The organism is Streptomyces sp. NPDC047002 (assembly GCF_040704505.1).
In the GTDB taxonomy this organism is placed as follows: domain Bacteria; phylum Actinomycetota; class Actinomycetes; order Streptomycetales; family Streptomycetaceae; genus Streptomyces.
Genome location: NZ_JBEYWC010000001.1, coordinates 543,386 through 566,535 on the forward strand (window position 1 = coordinate 543,386; position 23,150 = coordinate 566,535).

At 74.4% G+C, this 23,150-nt stretch carries 17 protein-coding genes and 2 pseudogenes; 7 read left to right on the forward strand and 12 right to left on the reverse strand.

What is annotated here, in order from left to right; genetic code table 11:
- Positions 1 to 23: 23 nt before the first annotated feature.
- The 11 genes and pseudogenes from AB0910_RS02400 to AB0910_RS02450 form a co-directional block, all read right to left on the reverse strand.
- Positions 24 to 266, reverse strand: coding sequence for a hypothetical protein (locus AB0910_RS02400; RefSeq protein WP_366742593.1), 243 nt, complete (start codon positions 264 to 266; stop codon positions 24 to 26).
- 71 nt (positions 267 to 337) lie between these two features.
- Positions 338 to 901 carry a GNAT family protein gene (locus AB0910_RS02405; protein WP_366742594.1) on the reverse strand — a complete coding sequence of 188 codons (564 nt, stop codon included), beginning with the start codon at positions 899 to 901 and terminating at the stop codon, positions 338 to 340.
- 83 nt (positions 902 to 984) lie between these two features.
- Positions 985 to 1,911, reverse strand: a pseudogene (locus AB0910_RS02410) (LD-carboxypeptidase).
- Between the two features lie 17 nt (positions 1,912 to 1,928).
- On the reverse strand, positions 1,929 to 3,941 hold the full coding sequence (locus tag AB0910_RS02415; protein WP_366742595.1) for a prolyl oligopeptidase family serine peptidase: 2,013 nt from the start codon (positions 3,939 to 3,941) through the stop codon (positions 1,929 to 1,931).
- Between the two features lie 11 nt (positions 3,942 to 3,952).
- A complete protein-coding gene (locus AB0910_RS02420) occupies positions 3,953 to 5,299 on the reverse strand; it encodes a M20/M25/M40 family metallo-hydrolase (protein WP_366742596.1) in 1,347 nt (448 codons plus the stop codon).
- A complete protein-coding gene (locus tag AB0910_RS02425) occupies positions 5,292 to 6,125 on the reverse strand; it encodes a M55 family metallopeptidase (protein ID WP_366742597.1) in 834 nt (277 codons plus the stop codon). The genes AB0910_RS02420 and AB0910_RS02425 overlap by 8 nt, the downstream gene beginning before the upstream one ends.
- 153 nt (positions 6,126 to 6,278) lie before the next feature.
- Entirely contained in the window at positions 6,279 to 6,671 is a 393-nt protein-coding gene (locus tag AB0910_RS02430) for a cold shock domain-containing protein (RefSeq protein WP_366742598.1), read from the reverse strand.
- Positions 6,672 to 6,797: 126 nt separating this feature from the next.
- Positions 6,798 to 8,654, reverse strand: coding sequence for an alkaline phosphatase family protein (locus tag AB0910_RS02435; RefSeq protein ID WP_366742599.1), 1,857 nt, complete (start codon positions 8,652 to 8,654; stop codon positions 6,798 to 6,800).
- Positions 8,655 to 8,818: 164 nt separating this feature from the next.
- The gene (locus AB0910_RS02440) at positions 8,819 to 9,499 is read right to left on the reverse strand and encodes a PAS domain-containing protein (protein WP_366742600.1); all 681 of its coding nucleotides are present in this window, start codon (positions 9,497 to 9,499) and stop codon (positions 8,819 to 8,821) included.
- Positions 9,500 to 9,681: 182 nt separating this feature from the next.
- On the reverse strand, positions 9,682 to 12,168 hold the full coding sequence (locus tag AB0910_RS02445; protein ID WP_366742601.1) for an MFS transporter: 2,487 nt from the start codon (positions 12,166 to 12,168) through the stop codon (positions 9,682 to 9,684).
- A 279-nt stretch (positions 12,169 to 12,447) separates the two neighbouring features.
- Entirely contained in the window at positions 12,448 to 12,915 is a 468-nt protein-coding gene (locus AB0910_RS02450) for an SRPBCC family protein (RefSeq protein ID WP_366742602.1), read from the reverse strand.
- A 171-nt stretch (positions 12,916 to 13,086) separates the two neighbouring features.
- Here AB0910_RS02450 and AB0910_RS02455 point away from each other — a divergent pair, with 171 nt between their 5' ends.
- Positions 13,087 to 14,136 carry an Rv2578c family radical SAM protein gene (locus AB0910_RS02455; protein WP_366742603.1) on the forward strand — a complete coding sequence of 350 codons (1,050 nt, stop codon included), beginning with the start codon at positions 13,087 to 13,089 and terminating at the stop codon, positions 14,134 to 14,136.
- A gap of 175 nt (positions 14,137 to 14,311) precedes the next feature.
- A pseudogene (locus AB0910_RS02460) lies at positions 14,312 to 14,614 on the forward strand (GNAT family N-acetyltransferase); the annotation flags it as partial.
- Positions 14,615 to 14,637: 23 nt separating this feature from the next.
- Here AB0910_RS02460 and AB0910_RS02465 read toward each other — a convergent pair.
- A complete protein-coding gene (locus AB0910_RS02465) occupies positions 14,638 to 15,291 on the reverse strand; it encodes a HEAT repeat domain-containing protein (protein ID WP_366742604.1) in 654 nt (217 codons plus the stop codon).
- A gap of 476 nt (positions 15,292 to 15,767) precedes the next feature.
- Between AB0910_RS02465 and AB0910_RS02470 the strand changes: the two genes are divergently transcribed.
- From AB0910_RS02470 to AB0910_RS02490, 5 genes are all read left to right on the forward strand, one after another.
- Positions 15,768 to 17,558 (forward strand): 3-hydroxyacyl-CoA dehydrogenase NAD-binding domain-containing protein, encoded by a 1,791-nt coding sequence (locus AB0910_RS02470; protein WP_366742605.1) that lies wholly within the window; start codon positions 15,768 to 15,770, stop codon positions 17,556 to 17,558.
- Positions 17,559 to 17,585: 27 nt separating this feature from the next.
- Positions 17,586 to 18,410, forward strand: a complete 825-nt coding sequence (locus AB0910_RS02475) for a TetR family transcriptional regulator (RefSeq protein WP_366742606.1) — start codon at positions 17,586 to 17,588, stop codon at positions 18,408 to 18,410.
- A 395-nt stretch (positions 18,411 to 18,805) separates the two neighbouring features.
- Positions 18,806 to 20,161, forward strand: coding sequence for a crotonyl-CoA carboxylase/reductase (ccrA, locus tag AB0910_RS02480; RefSeq protein WP_366742607.1), 1,356 nt, complete (start codon positions 18,806 to 18,808; stop codon positions 20,159 to 20,161).
- Positions 20,158 to 22,173, forward strand: coding sequence for a protein meaA (locus AB0910_RS02485; RefSeq protein ID WP_366742608.1), 2,016 nt, complete (start codon positions 20,158 to 20,160; stop codon positions 22,171 to 22,173). The genes ccrA and AB0910_RS02485 overlap by 4 nt, the downstream gene beginning before the upstream one ends.
- Positions 22,170 to 23,150: a CoA ester lyase gene (locus tag AB0910_RS02490; protein WP_366742609.1), complete on the forward strand. Its 981-nt coding sequence runs from the start codon at positions 22,170 to 22,172 to the stop codon at positions 23,148 to 23,150. The genes AB0910_RS02485 and AB0910_RS02490 overlap by 4 nt, the downstream gene beginning before the upstream one ends.

A 23,150-nucleotide genomic window follows, 5' to 3' on the forward strand; every position in this document is an offset into this window, starting at 1 on the left:
GCCCCCTGTCGCGCCCGGCGGGGTCAGCCGCGCCAGGGCGACGCGGGGCCGTGCGGCGTGGCCTGCCGGTCGGCGGGGGCGGGCCGCGCGGTCCACCAGCGGGTGAGGGCGAGCGCGGCGCGCTCCCACAGGAGCAGGCCGGCGCCCGCGAGCGCGATGCTGCGGGCCGCCGCGCCGTGCCCGGCCAGGGCCAGCACGGGGCCCGAGAGGGCGAGGCCCACGCCGGAGCCCGCGAGCAGGCGGATGCGGTGCAGATGCGACGTCATGGGCGGAGTGTGCGCCCGCGCCTGGCCCGGCTGCGTCTCATTGTGAGACACCCCACACGCCGGTGAGCGGTTCACCCGGCGTCGGTCGCCGTCTCCGCGGTGATCGCCCACCGTTCGTGGTCGCGCCAGGCGCCGTCGATGAAGAGGTAGTCGGGCGAGAAGCCTTCGAGGCGGAAGCCGGCCCTGCGCAGCAGTGCGAGGGAGGCGGCGTTGGCGGGCTGCACCGCGGCCTCCAGGCGGTGCAGGCCGAGCGGCCCGAACGCCTGGCCCATCACCAGCCGCAGCCCCTCGCCCATCAGCCCGCGCCCGGCCGCGTGCGCGAACGCGCCGTAGCCGAGGGCGCCGCCGCGCAGGGCACCCTGGACGATGTTGTTGATGTTGACGAACCCGGCGATGCGGCCGTCGTGGCGGGCGCAGACGAGGAAGCCCACCTTGTCGGCCTCGGCGAGCAGGCGCCCCACGTAGGCACTGTAGGCGGCGGGCTGCTCGGGCGGGAACAGCCAGGGCCTGTGCAGGTCCCTGCTGGCGCGGGCCGCCGCGGTGAACTCGTCCGCGTCCTCGTGCCGGTAGGGCCTGAGGAACGTCCGCTCCCCCAGGGCGAGCGCGCTGGTCACGGTGGTGCTTGTGTCGGGCATCGCGCCATCGTAGACGCCCTGTGACGTGCGCGGACAGCGTCCCGTGCGCCCGCCCGGCGGCACGCGGTGCGCCGCCGGGGGGCTCACGCGAGCGCGGGCTCGTCGAGCACCAGCGCGGCACGCTCCGCGTCCAGGACGGCGGGCGCGCCGAACGGCACGGTGAGCGAGGTGGGCCCGTGCCCGAACCCCAGCTCCTCCACGACCGGCACCCCGAGCGGCCCGAGGCGGTCGAGGAGCACGGCGCGCACCTCTTCGTAGGGGCCGCAGTCCTGCCAGGAGCCGAGGCCGACGCCCGTGACACCTTCGAGCCAGCCGGAGCGCAGCAGTTGGGTGAGGATGCGGTCGAGGCGGTACGGCTCCTCGCCGGTGTCCTCGATCATCAGCAGCCCGCCGGCGGCCGAGCGGCGGGCGCGGGGCGTGCCGAGTTCGGCGGCGAGGAGGCTGACGCAGCCGCCGAGTGTGGTGCCTGCGGCGCGGCCGGGCACCAGGGCGCGCGCGGTGGGCAGTCCGATCGTCCGCACCGTCTCGGGCTCGAACAGGGTGGCCCGCAGGTGCTCCTGGCTGTCCTTGTCGTCGAGGAAGACCCCGGCGGCGGTCATCGGCCCGTGCAGGGTGGCGACGCCGAGGCGGGTGGCGAACGCCTCGTGCAGCGCGGTGATGTCGCTGAGGCCCACGAAGACCTTGGGCGCCGCGGCCCGCATCGCGTCCCAGTCGAGCAGGTCGGCCATGCGCTGCGCGCCGTAGCCGCCGCGCGCGCAGAACACGGCGGCGATGTCCGGGTCGCACCAGGCGGCCGTCAGGTCGGCTGCCCGGTCGGCGTCCCGGCCCGCGAGGTAGCCGAAGCGGGGGTGCCGGTCCAGCGCGTGCGGGACCGCGACCGGTTCGAGCCCCAGCCGCGCAGCACGTCGAGCCCGGCGAGCAGCCGCTCCTCGGGCACGGGCCCGCTGGGCGCGACGACGTCTCCATCGACTACGCCCGCCGCCGGGCGCGAGCCGCGTCGGCCGGGTCAGCTCTGCGGCGCCCCCGGTCACGGCGCGAGCTCCAGCCGCGGGACGTCGGCGCGTTCGAAGCCGAAGGTCTGGGCGTAGAGCGAGAGTTCGGACTCCAGGCAGCGCACCATGGTGTCCTTCCTGCGGAAGCCGTGGCCCTCGCCCGCGAAGGAGAGGTACGCGTGCGGCACGCCGCGGCCCGCCACCGCCGCAAGGAACCTGTCGCACTGCGCGGGCGGGCAGATGACGTCGTCGAGCCCCTGGAGCAGCAGGAACGGCGCCCTGATGTTCCCGACCAGGTTGATCGGCGACCGCTCGGCGTAGCGCTCGGGGACCTCCGCGTACGGGCCGATCAGCGACTCCAGGTAGCGGGACTCGAAGTCGTGGGTCTCGTCGGCGGCCCAGCCCGCGAGGTCCAGGATCGGATAGCTGATGGCGCCGCAGGCCCACACGTCACGCGCGGTGGGCGAGGTCAGGGACGCCGCGGTCGTCCAGCCGCCCGCGCTGCCGCCGCGCACGGCGAGCCGCGCACGGTCGGCGCTGCCCTCGGCGGCGAGCGCGAGGGCGACGGCCGCGCAGTCCTCCACGTCGACGACGCCCCACTGCTCGCGCAGCCGGTTGCGGTAGGCGCGCCCGTAGCCGGTCGAGCCCCCGTAGTTCACCTCGGCGACGCCGATGCCGCGCGAGGTGAAGTAGGCGATCTCCAGGTCGAGCACGAGCGGGGCGCGGCTGGTGGGCCCGCCGTGCACCCAGACGACGTACGGCGGCAGTTCGCCGTCGGGCCCGGTGGACTCGGGGTGGTGCGGCGGGTGGACATGGGCGTGGATCTCCCGGCCGCCCGGCCCCGTGAAGACGCGCTCAGTGCCCGCGGAGACGTACGCGGGGTCGACGGCGTCGCGGTGGGCCGAGCCGATGACGCGGGCCGCGCGGGTGGCGGTGTCGACCTCCACGATCTCGTAGGAGGTGCGCGGGCCCGCGGCGAGTCCGACGACGGCCGTGCCGTGCGCGGTCAGCGTGGACGCCCACTCGGTCCAGGGCCCCTCGACGTCGGTGAGGGTGCCTGCCGCCGGGTCGAGGATGCCGAGCGTGTTGGTGCCGGTGCCGTGGACGGCGGCGATCCGCCCGTCGGCCAGCGGCAGGAACCACTGCATGCCGATGCGCCACAGCGGCCCGGCGAACTCCTCGGCGCGTGCCGGCAGCAGCGCGGTGGAGCGGGCGCGCGCGTCGCCGAGGTCGGCGGCCGCGACCCGCCGCAGCTCCCACCAGCCGCCGGGGTCCGAGGCGTAGAGCAGGGAGCCGTCCGTCGACCAGGCGACCTGCGAGACGGCCTCGTCGGGGCCGCCGAGCACGGCGGCCGCACCCGTGAAGGGGCCGCCGTCCTCGGGCACGTCGGCGAGGACCACCTCGGTGCCGTCCCAGGGCATCCGCGGGTGGTCCCAGGCGATCCACGCGGCCCGCCGCCCGTCGGGCGAGAGCTGCGGGCCTGTGACGAAGCGGTGGCGGCCGTCCGAGAGCTCCGTCAGCGCCGCCCTGTCGTCGGCGGCCGAGCCGTCGAGCGGCACGGCGACGAGGACGCGGCGCACGTCGGTGGGCGCCTCGCCGGTGAACTCCTCCATGACGCACCACACGTGGCCGCGCTCCGGCAGGAGGCGCGGGTCGGCGAAGCGCAGCCCGCCACCGGTGCGCGAGACGGGCGTGAGCGGCCGTGGCGCGCCGCCGCCGTCCGGCTCGTAGGCGTAGAGGCGCTGGTCGGCGAAGTGGACGAAGACCACGAGCGGGCCGCCCGCGGCGCGGGGCGCCCCGGCCCAGGGCAGGCCGCCGTACTCGATGACGCGGCTGCGCACGTTCCACGGCGCGGGCAGCACCGACTCCTCGGTGCCGTCGGCGCGGCGCCGCACCAGGGCGCGCCTGCCGCCCTCGGCGGGCCTCGGCGCGGTCCACCAGACCTCGTCGCCGACGGCGCCGAGGTACTCGGGCCTTCCGTCGTGGGAGGCGGCGAGCCCGGCGTCGATCGGCGAGTGCCAGGTGCCGTACGGCAGGGCGGGGGCCATGGTCGGCTCCTTCACGCGGTCTTGAGGTAGTGGTCGAGCACGCGGACGCCGAAGTGCAGGGCGGAGACAGGCACCCGCTCGTCCACGCCGTGGAACAGCGCCTGGTAGTCGAAGCCCTTGGGCAGCTTGAGGGGCGCGTAGCCGTAGCCGGTGATGCCGAGCCGGGAGAACTGCTTCGCGTCGGTGCCGCCGGTCATGCAGAAGGGCACGGTGCGGCCCTCGGGCGCGAACCGCTCGACGGCGGCGCGCAGCTTCGCGAAGGTCGGCGAGCCGACGGGCGCCTGGAGGGCGACCTCGCGGTGCTCGAAGTCCCACTCCACGTCGGGTCCTGTGAGCCGGTCCATGGTGGCGGCGAACTCCTCGTCGCCGCCGGGCACGACCCGGCCGTCGACCCGGGCGGTGGCGCTCCCCGGGATCACGTTGACCTTGTAACCGGCGTCCAGCATGGTCGGGTTGGCGCTGTTGCGGACGGTCGCCTCGACCAGCGAGCGGGTGTCGCCGAGCCGGTCGAGCAGGGCGTCCATGTCGAAGCCGGGGGTGTCGAAGCCGGTCTCGACGCCCTGGAGCGCGGCGAGTTCCTCGATGGCGGCGCGCACGGTCGGGGTGATGCGCAGCGGCCACCGGTGGTCGCCGATACGGGCGACCGCGGCGGCCAGGCGGCTGACCGCGTTCTCCCGGTTGACCTTGGAGCCGTGGCCCGCGCGGCCCTTGGCGGTCAGCCGCAGCCAGGCGGTGCCCCGCTCCCCCGCCGCGATCGGGTACAGCTCCATGCCGCCCGCGTGGTAGGTGTAGGCGCCGGACTCGCTGATGCCCTCGGTGCACCCCTCGAACAGGTCGGCGTGCCGGTCGGCGAGGAAGCCCGAACCGTCCTCGGCGCTCGCCTCCTCGTCTGCGGTGAAGGCGACGACGATGTCGCGGCGCGGCCGGACGCCCGCGCGGGCCCAGGCCCGTACGACGGAGAGGACCATCGCGTCCATGTACTTCATGTCGACGGCGCCGCGCCCCCACACCACACCGTCGCGCACCTCGCCGGAGAAGGGGTGGACGGTCCAGTCGGCGGGCTCGGCGGGGACGACGTCGAGGTGGCCGTGGACGAGGAGGGCGTCGGCGGTGGGGTCGGTGCCGGGGATGCGCGCGACGACGTTGCCGCGGCCCTTGGTGCGCTCAAGGACGACGGGGTCGAGGCCTGCCGCGGCGAGGCGTTCCGCCGCGTACTCGGCCGCGGGCCGCTCCTGGCAGTCGCCGCCGCCCCGGTTGGTGGTGTCGATGCGGATGAGCTCCGAGGTGAACGCGGTCACCTCGGCGAGCGCGAGGTCGTCGATCGCGCCGTCCGCCCGGGCGGTCGCCTGCTCAGCCATACTGTTCCTCCACTGCGGACGAGGCGATCGTGGTGACGGCCTTGAAGGTGCGGATGGCCTCGTACATCGTCGGGGACGTGTAGGAGACGCGGCGCTCGCCGCACGCGGCGACCCCGGGCACGACGGTCGAGGCGTCCGCGAGGTGCATGGCGTCGAACTCGATCTCCACGGTGTGCGGCCCGGCGGCGACGGGCTCGTACCGGCCGGCCAGGGCGGTGGCCTCCTTGGCCGCGGCCCGGATGTCGGCCGCGGTGCGCGCGGGCGTGCGGCACACCGCCGCGTAGCGCGACACGTGGTCCTTGACGGCGACCTTGCGGGCGCGCGGCGCGTAGCCCTCGGCGTCGGCGCAGGTCAGGTCGTCGCCGGTGACGAGCACGACGGGGACGCCGTACTCGGCGACGACGTGCGCGTTGAGCAGGCCCTCGCCGGCCCTGGCACCGTTGAGCCAGACACCGGTGATGGAGTTGGCGAGGTAGGTGTGGGCGAGGACGCCCTCGGTGCCCGCGGCGGTGTGGTAGCCGACGAAGGCGATCGCGTCGATGTCGCCGTGCTGGACGCCCTCGACCATGGAGAGGGACTTGTGCCGCCCGGTGAGCATCTGCGCGCGGTCGTCGAGCTGTTCGAGCAGCAGATTCCGCATCGACCAGTGGGCCTCGTTGATGAGGACCTCGTCCGCACCGCCGTCGTGGAAGCCGAGCACAGCGGCGTTCACGTCCGAGGTGAACAGCGGCCGGCAGCGCTCCCACTGCGGTGTGCCGGGGAGGACGTCGGCGGGCCAGGTCACACCGGTCGCGCCCTCCATGTCGGCGCTGATGAGGATCTTCAAGAACCGCCCCGTTCTCCCAGGCCGGCGGGGTGGTGTCCCACCGGCGTCCATGATGAACGCGTCCAGTAGAACACCCGGCACGCCGGACCGGGGACACCGGGACCGCCCGCCGGTGTGTACGGCGCGGGGCGCCGGAGTGCGGCGGCGGTGGGGCTATCCCTCGACCCAGCCGTGGTTGACGGCGAGCGTCCCGAGGTGGCGCCTGATCTGCACGATCTGCTCTCCGGTGATCCCGGGCGCCGAGCTGAGCAGCGCCTCCGTGACCTCCTGGAGGAACTCGCGGGCGGTGAGGATGTCGCAGAGCCCGTCGTCCGCGGGCAGGCGCTGCGCGCTTTTCGCGCCCTCGGCCACCGCGACCCTGGCGGCCTTGAGGCCCTTGTCGCCGTTCTCCACGTCGAACTCGACCGACACCCCTGGAGTGATCAGCGATTTGTCCACGACGAGGTCGTTGACGTGCAGGAACACGTCCTCGCCCCCGCCGTCGGGGGCCACGAAACCGTAGCCGCGTACCGCGTCGAACCGGATGACCCTGCCCGTTGCCACCATGCACCCCATCGCTTACACGACCCCGCGGTGGCACCCCTGCACCCGCACCCGCCACCGTCGGTCACGCTACCGCACCCCCCGGCCGGAAAGAAGCGGGCCGCGGGGGCACCCCCGCGGCCCGGCGGCTCAGCCGCGGGCGGCCGAGCGGCGGCGCACCGCGAGGACGGCGGCGGCCGCCGCCACTGCGGCCGCGCCCGCGCCCCCCGCGATCCACGGGACAGAGCTGCCGCCTGCCACCGAAGCGGTGCGCAGCGCCGCGTTCTGCGCGCCGAGTCCCGCGATGGTCGTGGCGACCGGTGCGACGGCGCGCACCGGGCCGACGGAGCGCACGGAGCCGTCGGCGTCGAGCAGGGTCTGCCGGTTGTTGGGGTGCCGGAAGTCGAACATGCCCTCGATGCTGCCGGCGCGCCGGTCGAAGGAGTGGTCGCCGATGTCGCGGGTGCCCCAGTTGCGTTCGATGAAGCGGGTGATCGACGCCTGCTCCGTCCTGGTGTGGTCGATGTGGTTGACCTTGCTGAACGGCGAGATCACCAGCAGCGGCTGGCGCGCGCCGGGGCCGCAGCGGTCGGCGTAGCCGCCGGCCGCGGGCGGGCCCGCCTGGCACATCGGGCTGTCGGTGGCCTTGCCGGTGGACGAGGCGGTGCTGTCCTTCGACCCGTTGGTGACGGGCGCGGTGACGTGGTCGTACCAGCCGTCGGAGTCGTCGTAGGCGACGACGACGGCCGTGTCCTTCCACTGCGGCGACTGCTGGATCCGGTTGATCTGGTCGACGAGGAAGTGCTGTTCGTCGACCGGGTCGGAGTAGCCCGCGTGGCCGTCCTGGTAGGAGGGCGCCTTGAGGAAGCTGACGGCGGGAAGGCGGCCGGCCCTGAGGGCGGCGTCGAAGTCGGTGAGGTCGTAGTTGTGGTTGGCGCGCCCGCCGTGGCCGATCTCGGCGACGGAGCGCGGCGCGAGGTGGTGCGGGTTGGCGGTGGACGCGTAGTACTGGAAGGGGTCGTGGTGGGGGCTGTAGTCCACGGACGAGGCCCCGCCGACGTTGGCGTGGGTGGTGCCGCCGCAGCGCGCGTAGTGGGACGGGTCGCCGTCCCAGGGGGTGCTGGGCCGGAAGCCGCCCTGGAACCAGCCCCAGCTGACGCCCTGCTCGTTCAGCCGGTCGCCGATGTTCTTGCCGGTGAACATGGCGAGCGAGCTCTTGCTGGTGTGGTCGGTGTCCGAGCAGTCGTCGTACGCCGGGTCGGGGTCGTTGACGAGGGTGCCCACGCCGTGCTCGTCGGGGGAGGCGACGGCCGCGGGGTCGGGCTTCGCGGTGCGCTCGGGGTGCTCGGTCGAGGAGGCCGGGTCGGTGGAGACCACGCCGTGGGTCTGGCCCGAGATCAGCTCGATCGCGCCGGGGGTCGAGGGGCCGTAGGCGGAGCCGAACGAGTTGTCGCTGAGGGAGTAGCGCTGGGCGTAGTTCCACAGCGCGGTGACGGTGTTCCCGTCGTAGTAGTCCATGACGAGGCCGGGCTCGTAGTAGAGGTTGCCCGAGCACCGGCCGGAGTCGGTGTTCTCCACGAACTTGTCGGCCTTGCCGCCGTTGTAGGCGTACTGCTCGCGGTCGTAGTCGTGCCGCTGGTCGCAGGTGACCGCCTGGTCGGGGCCGAGCCGCTGGGGCGCGTACTGGTTGGGGTTGTCGTCGAGGAGCCCGGCGGTGCGAAGGTTGTCGATCTTCTTGGGCGTGTGGCGGGACGCGGTGAAGGGCGTGCCGTCGGTGTTGGCGGCGTGCGGGTAGGTGGCGAAGTAGTGGTCGAAGGAGATGTTCTCGTCGAAGAGGACGACCAGGTGCTTCACCGGGGTGGCGGTGCGGCCGTGCCCCGCCTGTCCTGCGTGTCCCGTCTGTCCCGCGTACGCGGTGCCGCCGGTGGTGGCCAGCACGGTGAGCGCGGCGGCCCCGAGCCGTGCCCCCCAGCGCCGGGTGCGCGCGGTCCTGCCTCTCCAGCCCATTGCGTTGGCCCTCCGATCCTCGCGGGTGACGACCCGTCGACGGCGAGATGAACGCGGAGAGTCTGCCGAATGAACGGTCCCGTGGCCAGACGCCGTACCGCGGACTGTCCGCCATGTCCCCGTCCGTCCCGCCACCGGCCCAGCGCGGCGCGGCCCGCGGGGGCTCAGCCCGTCGCGGCGGGGGAGCCGCAGGGCGTGCGGCGCTGCGCGTGCGGCAGGTATCTGACGGGGGTGACGGGGACCTGCTCGCAGTGGCTGAATTCCAGCACCGGGTAGCCGAGTTCGAGCACCCGCTCGGCGAGGCGCACGGCGTCGGCGCGGGCCATTGCGGGGAGGATGTAGGGCAGCCGGGCGCCGAGCCGGTGGGCGCCGCGGAAGCGGCCCGGCCTGGCGAAGCCGGGCATGACCCGCGCGCCGTGGGCGAGCCTGGCGGGGCCGCCGCGGGTCAGGCCCCGGGTGTCGGCAGCGAGGACGAGATGGCCGGCCCGCTGCGCGAGGACCCGGTCGGACGCGCCGGCCAGCGGGTAGGCCCACCACAGGACGTCGGTCCTGGCGCCGTCGGAGGCGCACGCGGTGGCGAGGCCCGCCGCGGGGGCAGCGGTGCCCCGGCCGCCGCTGGGACCGTGGGCGACGCCCTGCTCCTGCGCGGCGAGCGCGCCGGCGACGGGCATCAGGTCGTCGGCCCTGCGGCCCCTCGCCTCGCCGTCGGAGTGGCCGAAAAGCCTCCGCGCGCCCGTCGACCAGTGCGAGACGAGGCCGTCGCGGTCCACGACGGCGACGGCGAGCGGAATCCGGCCGGCCGCGGCGACCTGCCGCGACAGACCCGGCGGAAAACCACTGTCCATGAGGGGAGGGCTCCTTCCGTGCCGCCAGGAGATCCGCGGCCCTGGACTCCACGGTACGGCCAGGGCGGGGCGCTCCGGGGCGGATTCGCGAAGAGACCTCACGCCCGCGGGGGGCCGATGTGTTGACTGAAAATCAGTCAGTGCGCACCGGCCCTCCGCGGGCCCGTCCGGAGGGCGGCCCCTCAGTCCTCGTGGCCGAGCTGGAGGTCGCGCTCCGTGCGGCCGCCGCCCGCGACCTGGAGGACGGTGGCCACCGGCGGATAGCCGGCGGCGATCACCGTGTACTCGCCCGAGGACAGGTCCACGAAGCGGAAGGTGCCGTCGGGGCCCGTGGTGAGGGTGTCGACCACGTTGCCCGCCGCGTCGAGGAGGGTGACGCGCGCGTCCTCGACGGGCCGTCCCCCGGACGCCCGTACGGTACCGCGCAGCACGGCGCCGCCGGCGAGCTCCACGTCCTGCCGGGTCTCGCGGGAGGACTGCACGCTCACCGGGAGCGCTGCGGGGCGGAAGGCGGGCGCGCTCGCCGCGAGGGTGTACTCGCCCGCGACGAGTTCGTCGATGGCGTACAGGCCCTCGCGGCCGCTGCGGGTGGAGGCGACGACCTCGCCGCGCACGTCGGTGAGGGTGACGGCGGCGTCCCGCACGGGGGTGCCGTCGGCCGTGAGCACGGCGCCCGCGAGACGGCCGGCGCCGCCGAGCACCACGTCGAGGTCGACGGTCCGCTCCCCCACGGTGACCGTGACGGCCTGCGGCTGGTGGCCGCCGGCCGCCGCGATCATCACGTACGAGCCGGCGCCGGGGACGCTGAGCGCGTAGCGGCCGTCGTCGTTGCTCGCGCCGCGGCCGATCTGCCGGCCGTGCACGTCGATGAGGGTGAGCGCGGCGCGCGGCACGACGGTGCCGTCGTAGTGCTGGACCGAGCCGCAGACGGCGACGCCCGCGGTGTGGGCGGCGGCCGGCGCCGCGGCGTACACGGCGCCGTCGTGGGCGTACGTGTCGTGGCCCGGCGCCGCGGCGGCGCGGGCCGCGGGGATCTCGGCGGTCGTCTCGGCGGCGGACGCGTTGTGGGACACCAGCGGTCTCTCCTTGAGGAAGAAAGCGATCAACAGGCCGAGGACGAGCACCGGCACGAGGTAGAGGAAGATGCGCGGCATGGCGTCCGCGTACGCGTCGACGTAGGCGTCGCGCAGCGCGGGGGCCAGGGCGTGGACCATCTGGGGGGTGATGGACTCGGGGTTCGGCAGCCCGCCGCCCGCGGGGAGGCGGTCGGCGAGCGCGTCGGCGAGCCGGCCCGCGAACAGCGTGCCGAAGACGGCGGCGCCGACGCTGCCGCCGATCTGGCGGAAGTAGTTGTTGGCACTGGTGGCGGTGCCGAGGTCGGCGGGGCGCACGGAGTTCTGCACGGCGAGCACGAGGACCGGCATCACCAGGCCGATCCCGATGCCGAGCACCGCCTGCGCCGCGCCGGTCGCGAGGTCCGAGGTGTCGGCATCGAGGCGGGAGAGCAGCCACATGCCGAGGGCCGAGACGGCCGCGCCGAGCACGGGGTAGACCTTGTAGCGGCCGGTGCGGCTGATGAGCTGGCCCGAGCCGACGGAGGCGAGGACGACGCCGCCCATCATCGGCAGCATGAGCAGCCCGGAGGCGGTGGCGCTGACGCCGTCGACCATCTGGAGGAAGGTCGGCAGGTAGCTGGCGGCGCCGAACAGGGCGATGCCGATGACGGCGCCGAGCAGCCCCGACACGTTGAAGACGCCGTCCCTGAACAGCCGCAGCGGGATGATGGGTTCGGCGGCGAAGTGCTCGACGACCAGGAACAGCACGGCCGTTCCTGCCGCGCCCGCGGCGAGGCCGAGGATGACGCGGGAGCCCCAGGCGTACTCGGTGCCGCCCCAACTGGTCAGCAGCACGAGGCAGGTGGAGGCCGCGGTCAGCAGCAGCGCGCCGAGCACGTCGAGCCGGCCGCGCGCCCTGCGCCGCGGCAACCGCAGGACGAGCGAGACGACGGCGAAGGTGATCAGCCCGAAGGGCACGTTGAAGTAGAAGCACCAGCGCCAGGTGGCGTGGTCGGTGAAGAACCCGCCGAGCAGCGGTCCCGCGACCGAGGCGAGTCCGAAGGCGGCACCGATCAGGCCCATGTACCGGCCGCGTTCGCGGGGCGGCACGATGTCGCCGATGATCGCCTGCACGCCGATCATCAGGCCGCCCGCGCCGACGCCCTGCACGGCGCGGAAGGCGATGAGCTCGTCCATCGAACGGGACCAGCCGCACAGGGCGGAGCCGAGCACGAAGACGAGGATGGCGAACTGGAAGACGCCCTTGCGCCCGAAGAGGTCGCCGAGCTTGCCGTAGATGGGCAGGCCGACCGTGGAGGTCAGCAGGTAGGCGGTGATCGCCCAGGACATCCGGTCGAGGCCGTGCAGGTCGCCGACGATCTTCGGCAGCGCGGTGGCCACGATCATCTGGTCGAGCGCGGCGAGCAGCAGCGCCAGCATCAGGCCGACGAAGACGAGCCGGACGCGGCGCGGGTCGAGCGGGGCCGCGGTGCCCGGCGCCGCCGCGGGTCCCGGCGGCGGGACCGGTGCGGCACCGGCCGCAGGCGCGGCACCGTCCGCGGCGCGGCGGGTCTCGCCCGCCGTCTCCTTCACCAGAGTGGTCGTACCGCCCACGTACTGCTCCCCTCGCCCGCCGTCGCGCCGTCGTTCCCGGCATTACACGCCAAAGCAGCGGAGGCGGAGGAACGCGGAGGAACGCCGACGAAAGCGTCCTGAGGGGTCGGACGAGGGGGCGCGCGGCGGTCGCCGTCGCGCGCCGGTGCGCTCATCAGGGGCTTTCCCGGAGGCCGCGCGCCGTGTTCGCACACGGGCCCCGCGGGGGAAAACCACCCGTATCGGTGACTCGGGCGCGCACCGCGCTGACCTGCGCGGTGCCCGTCCGGCGCCGGGGCGTCAGGCGGAGGCGCCGCCCGAGGGCTTGCCCTCGGTCGTCTCGGCGAGCCTGGCGAGGATCTGGTCGTAGATCGCGACGAGGCCCTTGGGCGCGAACCTGCGCTCGAAGAAGCCGCCGATGCCGCCGGCCCCGTTCCACACGGAGGTGACGGACGCCTTCGAACGGCCCTCCCCCGCGGGGGTGACGACCCAGGTGGTGACCATGGAGGAGTTGCGGTCCTTCTCCACGAGCTGGCCGTCGACCGGCTCGGTCACGTCGAGCAGGCAGTCGCGCACCCGCTTCTCGGTGGCCTGGAGCCGCCAGTGGACGACCGTGCCCTCGCCGTCGCCGCCCTCGCGGACCTCGTACTCGCTGAAGTTCCCCGGCAGCAGCGTGTGGCGGGTGTCCCGGTAGTCGGCCAGCGCGTCGAACACGTCCTCCGCCTTCGCCGCGATGACCCGCTCCGTCGTGGCTTCGACCTGCGCCATGGCTGTTCCTCCAGCACTCGGTTCCTCGGTGGGATGCCGCCACCCAACCACCCCCGCGCGCGGCACCCAAATCGGGGGTCGGACAACGCCGGCGCACCGGGCCCGGCCACTCCGCACGATCATGGGAACACTTGTTCTATTCTCGAACGGAGCACTACCGAGGAGGCACACATGCGCTGGGACCATCTGGCCGACCGGCCCGTCCCCGAGGCCGGGGGGACCGGCGGGCCCGCCGCCCTCTTCGCCGCTGACGCGGTGACCACCAGGACGTTCGACACCCCCGAATTCCGCGGGATCACCTTCCACGAGGTGCGGGCCAGGTCGATCGTGAACCGGGTGCCCGGGGCGTCGCGCATGCCCTTCGAGTGGACGGTGAACCCGTACCGCGGCTGCTCGCACGCCTGCGTCTACTGCTTCGCCCGCAAGACGCACAGCTATCTCGACCTGGACACGGGGGCGGGCTTCGACTCCCAGATCGTGGTGAAGGTCAACGCGCCCGAGCTGCTGCGCCGTGACCTCGCGTCGCCGCGCTGGCAGGGCGCGCACATCGCGATGGGCACCAACGTCGACTGCTACCAGAGGGCCGAGGGCCGCTATGCCCTGATGCCCGGCATCATCTCCGCGCTGCGGGAGCGCGCGAACCCGTTCTCCATCCTGACCAAGGGCACGCTGATCCTGCGCGACCTGGACCTGCTGCGGGAGGCGGCCACCGTCACGGACGTCGGTGTCTCCGTGTCGGTCGGCTTCACCGACGGGGAGCTGTGGCGGACGGTGGAGCCCGGCACGCCCGCGCCGGAGCGCCGCCTCGACGTGGTGCGGGCGCTGGCGGACGCGGGCATCGGCTGCGGGGTGCTGATGGCGCCGGTCCTGCCGTTCCTCAGCGACGCGCCCGAGCAGCTGCGGGAGACCGTGCGCGCCGTCGCCGCCGCGGGCGCCGCCTCGGTGACGCCGCTCGCGCTGCACCTGCGGCCGGGCGGCTCCCGCGAGTGGTTCATGACCTGGCTGCGCCGCACCCGCCCCGACCTGGTCGGGCGGTACGAGCGGCTGTACGCGGGCGGCGCCTACGCGCCGAAGTGGTACCAGCGCCGGATCACCAGGACGGTGCACGAGCTGGCCGACGCGTACGGGATCGGCCCGCGCGGGCGCTCGTTCCGCGTGCCGGTCCCGGAGGACTCCGCGCCGCCGCGGACCCCGCGGCCGACACAGCTCACGCTGCTCTAGCCGGACCGCGCGATGGCGGGAAACCCGTGGCCCGGGCGGGCACGGCCCCGCGAGAATGCCTGCCATGAGTGCGGAAACCACAGCGGACGTGCTGGTCAGACCCATGGTGCTCGCCGACTGCCCGGCGGTCGCCGCGGTGCGGGTGCGCGGCTGGCAGTTCGCGTACGAGGGCCTGATGCCGCAGGCGTACCTGGACGGGCTGAGCGTCGAGGCGGACACCGTGAAGCGGCGGGAGCAGTTCGGCGCGGGCGCCGGGCGGGTGGTCGACCTGGTGGCTGAGCGCGCCGGTTCTGTGGTCGGCTGGGGGTGCTACGGGCCGAGCAGGGACGCGGGGGTGCCGGCGGGCACCGCCGAGCTGTACGCGCTCTATGTCGCGCCGCGCCACGTGTCGACGGGGGTGGGCCGGGCGCTGATGGACGCGCTGCTCGCGGCAGCGGGGGCGGCGGGCCACCCGCTGATGCAGCTGTGGGTCGTCGCGGGCAACGCGCGGGCCCGCCGCTTCTACGCGCGGGCCGGCTTCGCGCCGGACGGCGCAGAGGAGCCGTACGAGGTCGCGGGCGCCGTGGTGCCGGAGGAGCGCTGGGCGAGGGCGCTGAGCGCCGACCCGGCGGCGGCCGAGAGCCGGGGGTGAGCGAGCGCCGCGCGCAGCACGGGCGCGGCCGCCGGGTCGCCGAGCGCGCCGAGCCCCTCCACACAGGCGAGGGCGACCCGCCAGTGCGGCTCGTCCGGCGCGAGCAGCCCTTCGAGGGTGGCGACGAGCGCGGGCACGGACTCGGGGGCGCGCAGCGCGGTCAGCAACCGGACGGGGTGCAGGGCGTAGGCGGTGCGCAGCCGGTTGGTGGCGAGCGCGGCAGCCGCCCGTGCCGTGCGCGGGTCGCGCAGCCGGCTCAGCGCGTACGAGGCGGCGACGCAGCGCTCCGGGTCGCGGTGGTTGAGCAGCAGCACCAGGGCCTCGAAGGCGCGCACGTCGCGGGCGCAGCCGAGCCGGAAGGCGGCGATCTCCCGTGCCCACAGGGGCTGTTCGCGTGCGACGAGGACGGCGGCGAGCTCCTCGGAGTCGTCGGTGGCCAGCAGGTGCTCGCAGGCGGGCGAGGCGCGGGACTCGTCGCGCACCCGGTCCGCGAGGTCCCGGAAGTCCTCGTCGGTGACGTCCATGGGACTCAGCGTAGCGGCGCGGCGGGGTGACCGAGGGCACACGGAGAACCCCGCCCCCGGGCCTGGCGCGCTCGTTGACCACTGGCTAAGCTCAGATGAGCGGGCGGCCGGTGACGCAGCCGCCCCGGGCGCCGTCGGTTCGGCACCCACGGTGACAGCACGGCGGACCGTCCGGGTCCGCGACGGTGTGGCCCGGCCGCGCATCCGCGGCCGGGCCGCCGCACCGCACCACCGGCGCACGGCTTCGCCCTCACGCCCCGGCACACCCGCCGGCGCGCGGGCGGCGGCCGCCCTCCGGGCGCGCCGGGACCCGTACCAGCGGCCCCGGCCCCGCAGCGACCGCTACGTATGCTCATCCGCTCATCAGGCTTACTCCCCCCTTCTTCGTCTTCCACGACGCGACCACGGGACAGGGTCCGTCGGCTCCCCCGGCACGCCGTCGGCGTGCCGCGCCGCCGCTTCCCCTGGAGTCCCCCATGGGCATCACCGACATCAGTACCGTGGCCGTCGTCGGCCTCGGCACCCTCGGCCAGGGCCTCGCCGAGGCCCTGGCACGCTCAGGACGCGAGGTCGTGGGCGTCGACACCGATCCGGCGGCGGGCGAGCGCGCGGCCGCCGCACTCGCCGCGTCCACCGGGCGGGCCGTCCGCAGGGGCGACCTGACGGAGCACCAGCGCCGCGCGGTCCGTGCCCGCCTGCGCACCTTCACCGATCTGCGGGCGGCCGCCGACGCGGACCTGGTGGCGGAGGCCGTGCCGGAGTCGTACGACGTGAAGCTCGGCGTGCTGCGGGCGCTCGACGCGGTGGTGCGCCCCGCCACGGTGCTCGCCACCGGCACCGACGCGCTCTCCGTGACCCGGCTCGCCGCGGGCACCGCGCACCCCGAGCGGGTCGTCGGCATGCACTTCTTCCACCCGGCGCCGGTGATGCGGCTGGTGGAGGTGGTGCCCACGGTCTTCACGCCGCCCGCCGTCCTCGACACGGTCACCGCGCTCGCCCGCGACCTCGGCAAGGAGCCGGTCGCGGCGGGCGACAGGCCCGGATTCGTCGCGGACGGGCTGCTGCTGCGGTACCTCAACAGGGCCGCCGCGATGTACGAGGCGCGCTACGCGTCGGCCGAGGACATCGACGCGGCCATGCGCCACGGCTGCGGGCTGCCGATGGGGCCGCTCGCGCTGCTCGACCTGATCGGCATCGACACGGCGCACGCGGTGCTCGAAGCGCTGTACGAGGCGTCGGGCGACCCGCAGGACGCCCCGGCGCCGGTCCTCGGCAGGCTGGCCGCCGCCGGGCTGACCGGCCGGAAGGCAGGGCGGGGCTTCCACCGCTACCCGGCGGGCGGCGCCCGGCTCCCGGAGCCGCGCCCCGCGGTCGCCGCGCCGCCCGCCCGTGCGCCGGGCGGCCCCGGCGGTGCCGGCGGCGTGGTCGGCGTGGTCGGGACGGGCACGATGGCGGCGGGCATCGCCGAGGTGTTCGCCGCCTCGGGGCACGAGGTGGTGCTCGCCGGCCGCACGGCGGGGCGGGCCGCGGCGGCCGGGGACCGGGTCGCCGCCTCGCTCGCCCGCTCGGTGGAGCGGGGGCGCACGACCGAAGAGGCGGCCGAAGCGGCCCTCGCGCGGATCGCGCCCGCCGCGGCGCTCGACGCCGTGGCCGGGGCCGACCTGGTGGTGGAGGCGGTCGCCGAGGACCTGGAGGTGAAGCGCTCGCTGTTCCGCGCGCTGGACGGCGTGTGCGCGCCGGGCGCGGTGCTCGCGACCACCACGTCCTCGCTCCCGGTGGTGGCCTGCGCCCGCGCGACACAGCGCCCCGAGGACGTCGTCGGGCTGCACTTCTTCAACCCGGCGCCCGCGATGCGGCTGGTCGAGGTGGTCCGCACGGTTCTGACCTCGGACACGGCGCACGCCCGCGCGCGTGCGGCGGCGCTCGCCGCCGGCAAGCACCCGGTGGAGTGCGGCGACCGGGCGGGCTTCATCGTCAACGCGCTGCTGTTCCCTTACCTCAACGACGCGGTGCGGATGGTCGAGGAGCACTACGCGACCCCGGACGACGTCGACACCGCGATGCGGCTCGGCGCCGGCTACCCCATGGGTCCTTTCGAGCTGCTCGACGTGGTGGGCCTCGATGTCTCGCTGGCCATCCAGCGGGCGCTGCACCGGGAGTTCCGCGCCCCGGGGCTCGCCCCGACGGAGCTGCTCGAACGGCTGGTCGCCGCCGGGTGCCTGGGCCGGAAGTCGGGCCGGGGGTTCCGCTCGTATACGCGGCGTTGAGCATCCGCGGCACAGAGTGCCACCTGCATGGAGTACGTTCACCGTATGTCGCAGTCGGCCAAACCCTCCCGTACGAGCACGAACTCCGACGTTCCCGTGAGCGCCGCAGGAACGAAGGCCGCGGCCCAGCGGCTGAAAATGCGCCGTGAGCTCGCGGCAGCGGCGATGGAGCTGTTCGCGACCAAGGGGTACGAGGCGACCACGGTCGACGAGATCGCCGCGGCCGCCGGGGTCGCCCGGCGGACCTTCTTCCGCCACTTCCGCTCCAAGGAGGAGGCGATCTTCCCCGACCACGACGACACGCTGGTGCGGGCGGAGGCCGTGCTCAACGCGGCCCCGCCGCACGAGCACCCGCTCGACACCGTGTGCCGGGGCATCAAGGAGGTCATGCGGATGTACGCGACCTCGCCCGCCGTCTCCGTGGAGCGCTACCGGCTGACCCGCGAGGTGCCCGCGCTGCGGGAGCGGGAGATCGCCTCCGTGGACCGCTACAAGCGGCTGTTCACCCGCTACCTCCTCGGCCACTTCGACGAGCACGCGCACGCGGGCGGCAGCGACGACCCGCTGCTCGCCGAGGTGGCGGCGTCCGCGGTGGTCACCGCCCACAACCACGTGCTGCGCCGGTGGCTGCGGGCGGGCGGCGAGGGCGACGTGGGCGCGCAGCTCGACCACGCCTTCGAGATCGTCAGGAACGCCTTCGGCACGGGCTTCGCCGCGGGGGCGCCCCTCGGCGGGGAGAAGCCGCAGGCCTCGGTCCGCACGAGCGGCGACGTGGTGGTGGCGGTGGCGCGCACGGACGCCCCGCTCGACGAGGTGATGCGGACGATCCAGCGGGCGCTCGGGACGCCCTGACACCCGGTCGCCGGCACGCGGCTCCCGCGCCTCCCGGCCGCATCCGCCCCGCCCGTCCTCCCCGTCCCGTCCGTCCGCCCTCCCCCGGCCTCCCGGTGGAGGGCGGACGCAGTTCCCGGCCCTCCTGCGGGAGTTCGCGCCACCCCGTCGGCCGCCGAGGGCGAACGATGATCGATCATCCTGGCACTCAGTGCCATAAAAACGGGAAGCTACTCTTGCGTAGCGGCACTGGGTGCCATACCTTGAGGGGTGTCCGGCCTGTCCCCGCGGGTGTCACCCCCGCGCCGCCGGGCGCCTGCGTCACAGGCAGCCCCGCGCCCACCGGCGCGCACCACCCGCCGAACCGACGGCAGCCCTCCAAGCCCCAGCACAGCCAGGTTTCACAGGAGGTTCCCGTGAAGGACATCCTGGACGCAGTCCAGTCCCCCGACGCCACCGCGGCCGACTTCGCCGCGCTGCCGCTGCCCGAGTCCTACCGCGCCGTGACCGTCCGCAAGGACGAGACGGCGATGTTCGAAGGGCTCGCCTCCCGCGACAAGGACCCGCGCAAGTCGCTCCACGTGGACGACGTGCCCGTGCCCGAACTCGGCCCCGGCGAGGCGCTCGTCGCGGTGATGGCGAGTTCGGTGAACTACAACTCGGTGTGGACGTCGCTGTTCGAGCCGCTGCCGACCTTCGGCTTCCTCGAGCGCTACGGGAAGCTCAGCCCGCTCGCCGCCCGCCACGACCTGCCCTACCACGTGATCGGCTCCGACCTCGCAGGGGTGGTGCTGCGCACCGGCCCAGGGGTGAACGCCTGGCAGCCGGGCGACCGGGTGGTCGCCCACTGCCTCTCGGTGGAGCTGGAGAGCTCCGACGGGCACAACGACACCATGCTCGACCCCGAGCAGCGCATCTGGGGGTTCGAGACCAACTTCGGCGGCCTCGCCGAGCTCGCGCTCGTCAAGTCCAACCAGCTGATGCCGAAGCCCGACCACCTCACCTGGGAGGAGGCCGCGGCGCCCGGGCTCGTCAACTCCACCGCGTACCGCCAGCTGGTGTCGCGCAACGGCGCCGGGATGAAGCAGGGCGACAACGTCCTGATCTGGGGCGCGAGCGGCGGACTCGGCTCGTACGCCACGCAGTTCGCCCTCGCGGGCGGTGCCACGCCGATCTGCGTGGTGTCGAGCGACGAGAAGGCGGAGCTGTGCCGGCGGATGGGTGCGGAGGCGGTGATCGACCGCACCGCGGAGGACTACCGCTTCTGGCGCGACGAGGGCCGCCAGGACCCGCGCGAGTGGAAGCGGTTCGGGGCGCGCATCCGCGAGCTGACCGGCGGCGAGGACGTGGACATCGTCTTCGAGCACCCGGGCCGCGAGACGTTCGGCGCCAGTGTGTACGTGACCCGCAAGGGCGGCACGATCGTCACCTGCGCCTCGACCTCCGGCTACACGCACGAGTACGACAACCGGTACCTGTGGATGTCGCTCAAGCGCATCGTCGGCTCCCACTTCGCCAACTACCGCGAGGCGTGGGAGGCCAACCGGCTCGTCGCCAAGGGCCGCATCCACCCCACCCTGTCCCGGGTGTACGCGCTGGAGGACACCGGCCAGGCCGCCTACGACGTGCACCGCAACCTCCACCAGGGCAAGGTCGGCGTGCTCGCGCTGGCGCCGCGCGAGGGCCTCGGCGTGCGGGACGCGCAGAAGCGGGCGCGGTACGAGGACGCCATCAACCTCTTCCGCACCGACAGGACGGCGGTCGCCGCATGAGCGCCGGAGCCCCCAGGGACCGGCCCTGGCTGATGCGCACCTACGCGGGCCACTCGACGGCCGAGGCGTCCAACGCGCTCTACCTGCGCAACCTCGCCAAGGGGCAGACCGGCCTCTCGGTCGCCTTCGACCTGCCCACGCAGACCGGCTACGACCCCGACCACCCGCTGGCCCGCGGCGAGGTGGGCCGGGTCGGCGTGCCGGTGTCCCACCTCGGCGACATGCGGCGGCTGTTCGAGGGAATCCCGCTGGAGCACACCAACACCTCGATGACGATCAACGCGACCGCGCTGTGGATGTTCGCGCTCTACCAGGTGGTGGCCGAGGAGCAGGGCGGCGAGCCCGCCCGCCTCCAGGGCACCACGCAGAACGACATCGTCAAGGAGTACCTCTCGCGCGGCACGTACGTCTTCCCGCCGGCGCCGAGCCTGCGGCTGACCACCGACCTGATCGCGTACACCGTGCGCGGCGCGCCGCGCTGGAACCCCGTCAACATCTGCAGCTACCACCTCCAGGAGGCGGGCGCGACGCCCGTCCAGGAGATCGCGTACGCGCTGTCGACCGCGGTCGCGGTGCTCGACGCGGTCAGGGCGGGCGGCCAGGTCTCGGACGAGGACTTCGGCGAGGTGGTGGGGCGGATCTCGTTCTTCGTGAACGCGGGCGTCCGCTTCGTCGAGGAGATGTGCAAGATGCGCGCCTTCACCCGGCTGTGGGACGCCATCACCCGCGAGCGGTACGGCATCGAGGACGCACGGCAGCGCAGGTTCCGCTACGGCGTGCAGGTCAACTCCCTCGGCCTGACCGAGGCGCAGCCGGAGAACAACGTGCAGCGCATCGTGCTGGAGATGCTCGCCGTGACGCTGTCGAAGGACGCGCGGGCGCGCGCCGTGCAGCTGCCCGCGTGGAACGAGGCGCTCGGGCTGCCCCGCCCGTGGGACCAGCAGTGGTCGCTGCGCATCCAGCAGGTGCTGGCGCACGAGAGCGACCTGCTGGAGTACCCGGACCTGTTCGAGGGCTCCCCGGTCGTCGAGGCGAAGGTCGCCGAGCTTGCCGAGGGCGCGCGCGCCGAGATGGAGCGGGTGGAGCGGGAGGGCGGCCTGCTGGCCGCAGTGGAGTCCGGTTACCTCAAGGGCCGCCTCGTCGCCTCGCACGCCGAGCGGCGGGCCGCCGTCGAGTCCGGGGCGGCGAAGGTCGTCGGGGTGAACTGCTACGAGCAGACGGAGCCGAGCCCGCTCACCGCCGACCTCGGCACGGCCGTGCTGACGGTGGATCCCGAGACGGAGGCCGGGGTGGTGTCGGCCCTCGCGCGCTGGCGCGCCGGACGGGAAGAGGACCGGGTGCGTGCGGCGCTCGCCGCGCTGGAGAAGGCGGCGGCGGGCACGGAGAACCTGATGGAGGCGAGCCTGCGGTGCGCGCGGGCCGGGGTGACCACAGGCGAGTGGGCGGGGGCGCTGCGCGCGGTGTTCGGCGAGTTCCGCGCGCCCACGGGCGTGGGCGGCGTGCCGGTGGGCGAGGCGGCGCCCGCGGGCTCGCCGCTGGCCGCGGTGCGCGCGCGGGTGGAGCGCACCGCGGCGGACCTGGGCGTGGGCCGGCTGCGGCTGCTGGTCGGCAAGCCGGGCCTCGACGGGCACTCCAACGGCGCGGAGCAGATCGCGGTGCGGGCGCGGGACGCCGGGTTCGAAGTGGTGTACCAGGGCATCAGGCTGACGCCCGAGCAGATCGTGGCGGCCGCGCTCGCCGAGGACGTGCACTGTGTGGGCCTCTCGGTCCTCTCGGGCGCGCACACGGCGCTCGTGCCCGACGTGCTGGAGCGGCTGCGCGCCGCGGGGGCCGACGACATGCCCGTGGTGGTCGGCGGCATCATCCCGGCGGCGGACGCCGACGCCCTGCGGGCGGCCGGGGCGGCCGCCGTCTTCACCCCCAAGGACTTCGGCATCACCGAGATCATCGGCCGTATCGTCACCTGCGTACGGCAGGCGAACAGGCTCGACCCCCAGGAGGTTCCCGCATGACAAGCCCCGCTCCCCACGCCCCGGTGGACCGGCTGCGCCCCCGCCGCTCCTGTCTCGCGGTGCCGGGGTCGAGCCCGCGCTTCCTGGAGAAGGCGCAGGGGCTCCCCGCCGACCAGGTCTTCCTCGACCTGGAGGACGCGGTGGCGCCGCTCGCCAAGGAGGGCGCGCGGCACAGCATCGTGGACGCGCTCAACAAGGGCGACTGGACGGGGAAGACGCGGGTCGTCCGGGTCAACGACTGGACGACGAGCTGGACCTACCGCGACGTCATCACCGTCGTGGAGGGCGCGGGCCAGAACCTGGACTGCGTGATGCTGCCGAAGGTGCAGTCGGCCGAGCAGGTGCGGACGCTGGACCTGCTGCTGACGCAGATCGAGCGGACGATGGGCTTCGAGGTCGGCAGGATCGGCATCGAGGCCCAGATCGAGAACGCCGGGGGCCTGGTGGAGGTGGACGCGATCGCCGCCGCGTCGCCGCGCCTGGAGACGATCGTGTTCGGGCCCGCCGACTTCATGGCGTCCCTCAACATGAAGTCGCTGGTGGTGGGCAAGCAGCCGCCCGGGTACGACGCGGACGCGTACCACTACATCCTGATGCGCATCCTGATGGCGGCCCGCACCCACGGCCTCCAGGCCATCGACGGCCCGTATCTGCAGATCCGCGACGTGGACGGCTTCCGCGAGGTGGCGCGGCGCGCCGCGGCGCTCGGCTACGACGGCAAGTGGGTGCTGCACCCGGGCCAGATCGAGGCGGCCAACGAGGTGTTCTCGCCCTCCCAGGAGGACTACGACCACGCGGAGCTGATCCTCGACGCGTACGAGTACTACACGTCGGAGGCGGGCGGCAGGAAGGGCTCGGCGATGCTCGGCGACGAGATGATCGACGAGGCCAGCAGGAAGATGGCGCTGGTCGTCTCCGGCAAGGGGCGGGCCGCGGGGATGCGGCGCACGTCGTCCTTCGAAGCACCGGAGGTGTGA

Bases quoted from the DNA above. Each gene is read 5' to 3' on its own strand.
- AB0910_RS02400 (WP_366742593.1), bottom strand. From the start codon at position 266: ATGACGTCGCATCTGCACCGCATCCGCCTGCTCGCGGGCTCCGGCGTG.
- AB0910_RS02405 (WP_366742594.1), bottom strand. From the start codon at position 901: ATGCCCGACACAAGCACCACCGTGACCAGCGCGCTCGCCCTGGGGGAG.
- AB0910_RS02415 (WP_366742595.1), bottom strand. From the start codon at position 3,941: ATGGCCCCCGCCCTGCCGTACGGCACCTGGCACTCGCCGATCGACGCC.
- AB0910_RS02420 (WP_366742596.1), bottom strand. From the start codon at position 5,299: ATGGCTGAGCAGGCGACCGCCCGGGCGGACGGCGCGATCGACGACCTC.
- AB0910_RS02430 (WP_366742598.1), bottom strand. From the start codon at position 6,671: ATGGTGGCAACGGGCAGGGTCATCCGGTTCGACGCGGTACGCGGCTAC.
- AB0910_RS02435 (WP_366742599.1), bottom strand. From the start codon at position 8,654: ATGGGCTGGAGAGGCAGGACCGCGCGCACCCGGCGCTGGGGGGCACGG.
- AB0910_RS02440 (WP_366742600.1), bottom strand. From the start codon at position 9,499: ATGGACAGTGGTTTTCCGCCGGGTCTGTCGCGGCAGGTCGCCGCGGCC.
- AB0910_RS02450 (WP_366742602.1), bottom strand. From the start codon at position 12,915: ATGGCGCAGGTCGAAGCCACGACGGAGCGGGTCATCGCGGCGAAGGCG.
- AB0910_RS02455 (WP_366742603.1), top strand. From the start codon at position 13,087: ATGCGCTGGGACCATCTGGCCGACCGGCCCGTCCCCGAGGCCGGGGGG.
- AB0910_RS02465 (WP_366742604.1), bottom strand. From the start codon at position 15,291: ATGGACGTCACCGACGAGGACTTCCGGGACCTCGCGGACCGGGTGCGC.
- AB0910_RS02470 (WP_366742605.1), top strand. From the start codon at position 15,768: ATGGGCATCACCGACATCAGTACCGTGGCCGTCGTCGGCCTCGGCACC.
- AB0910_RS02475 (WP_366742606.1), top strand. From the start codon at position 17,586: ATGGAGTACGTTCACCGTATGTCGCAGTCGGCCAAACCCTCCCGTACG.
- AB0910_RS02485 (WP_366742608.1), top strand. From the start codon at position 20,158: ATGAGCGCCGGAGCCCCCAGGGACCGGCCCTGGCTGATGCGCACCTAC.
- AB0910_RS02490 (WP_366742609.1), top strand. From the start codon at position 22,170: ATGACAAGCCCCGCTCCCCACGCCCCGGTGGACCGGCTGCGCCCCCGC.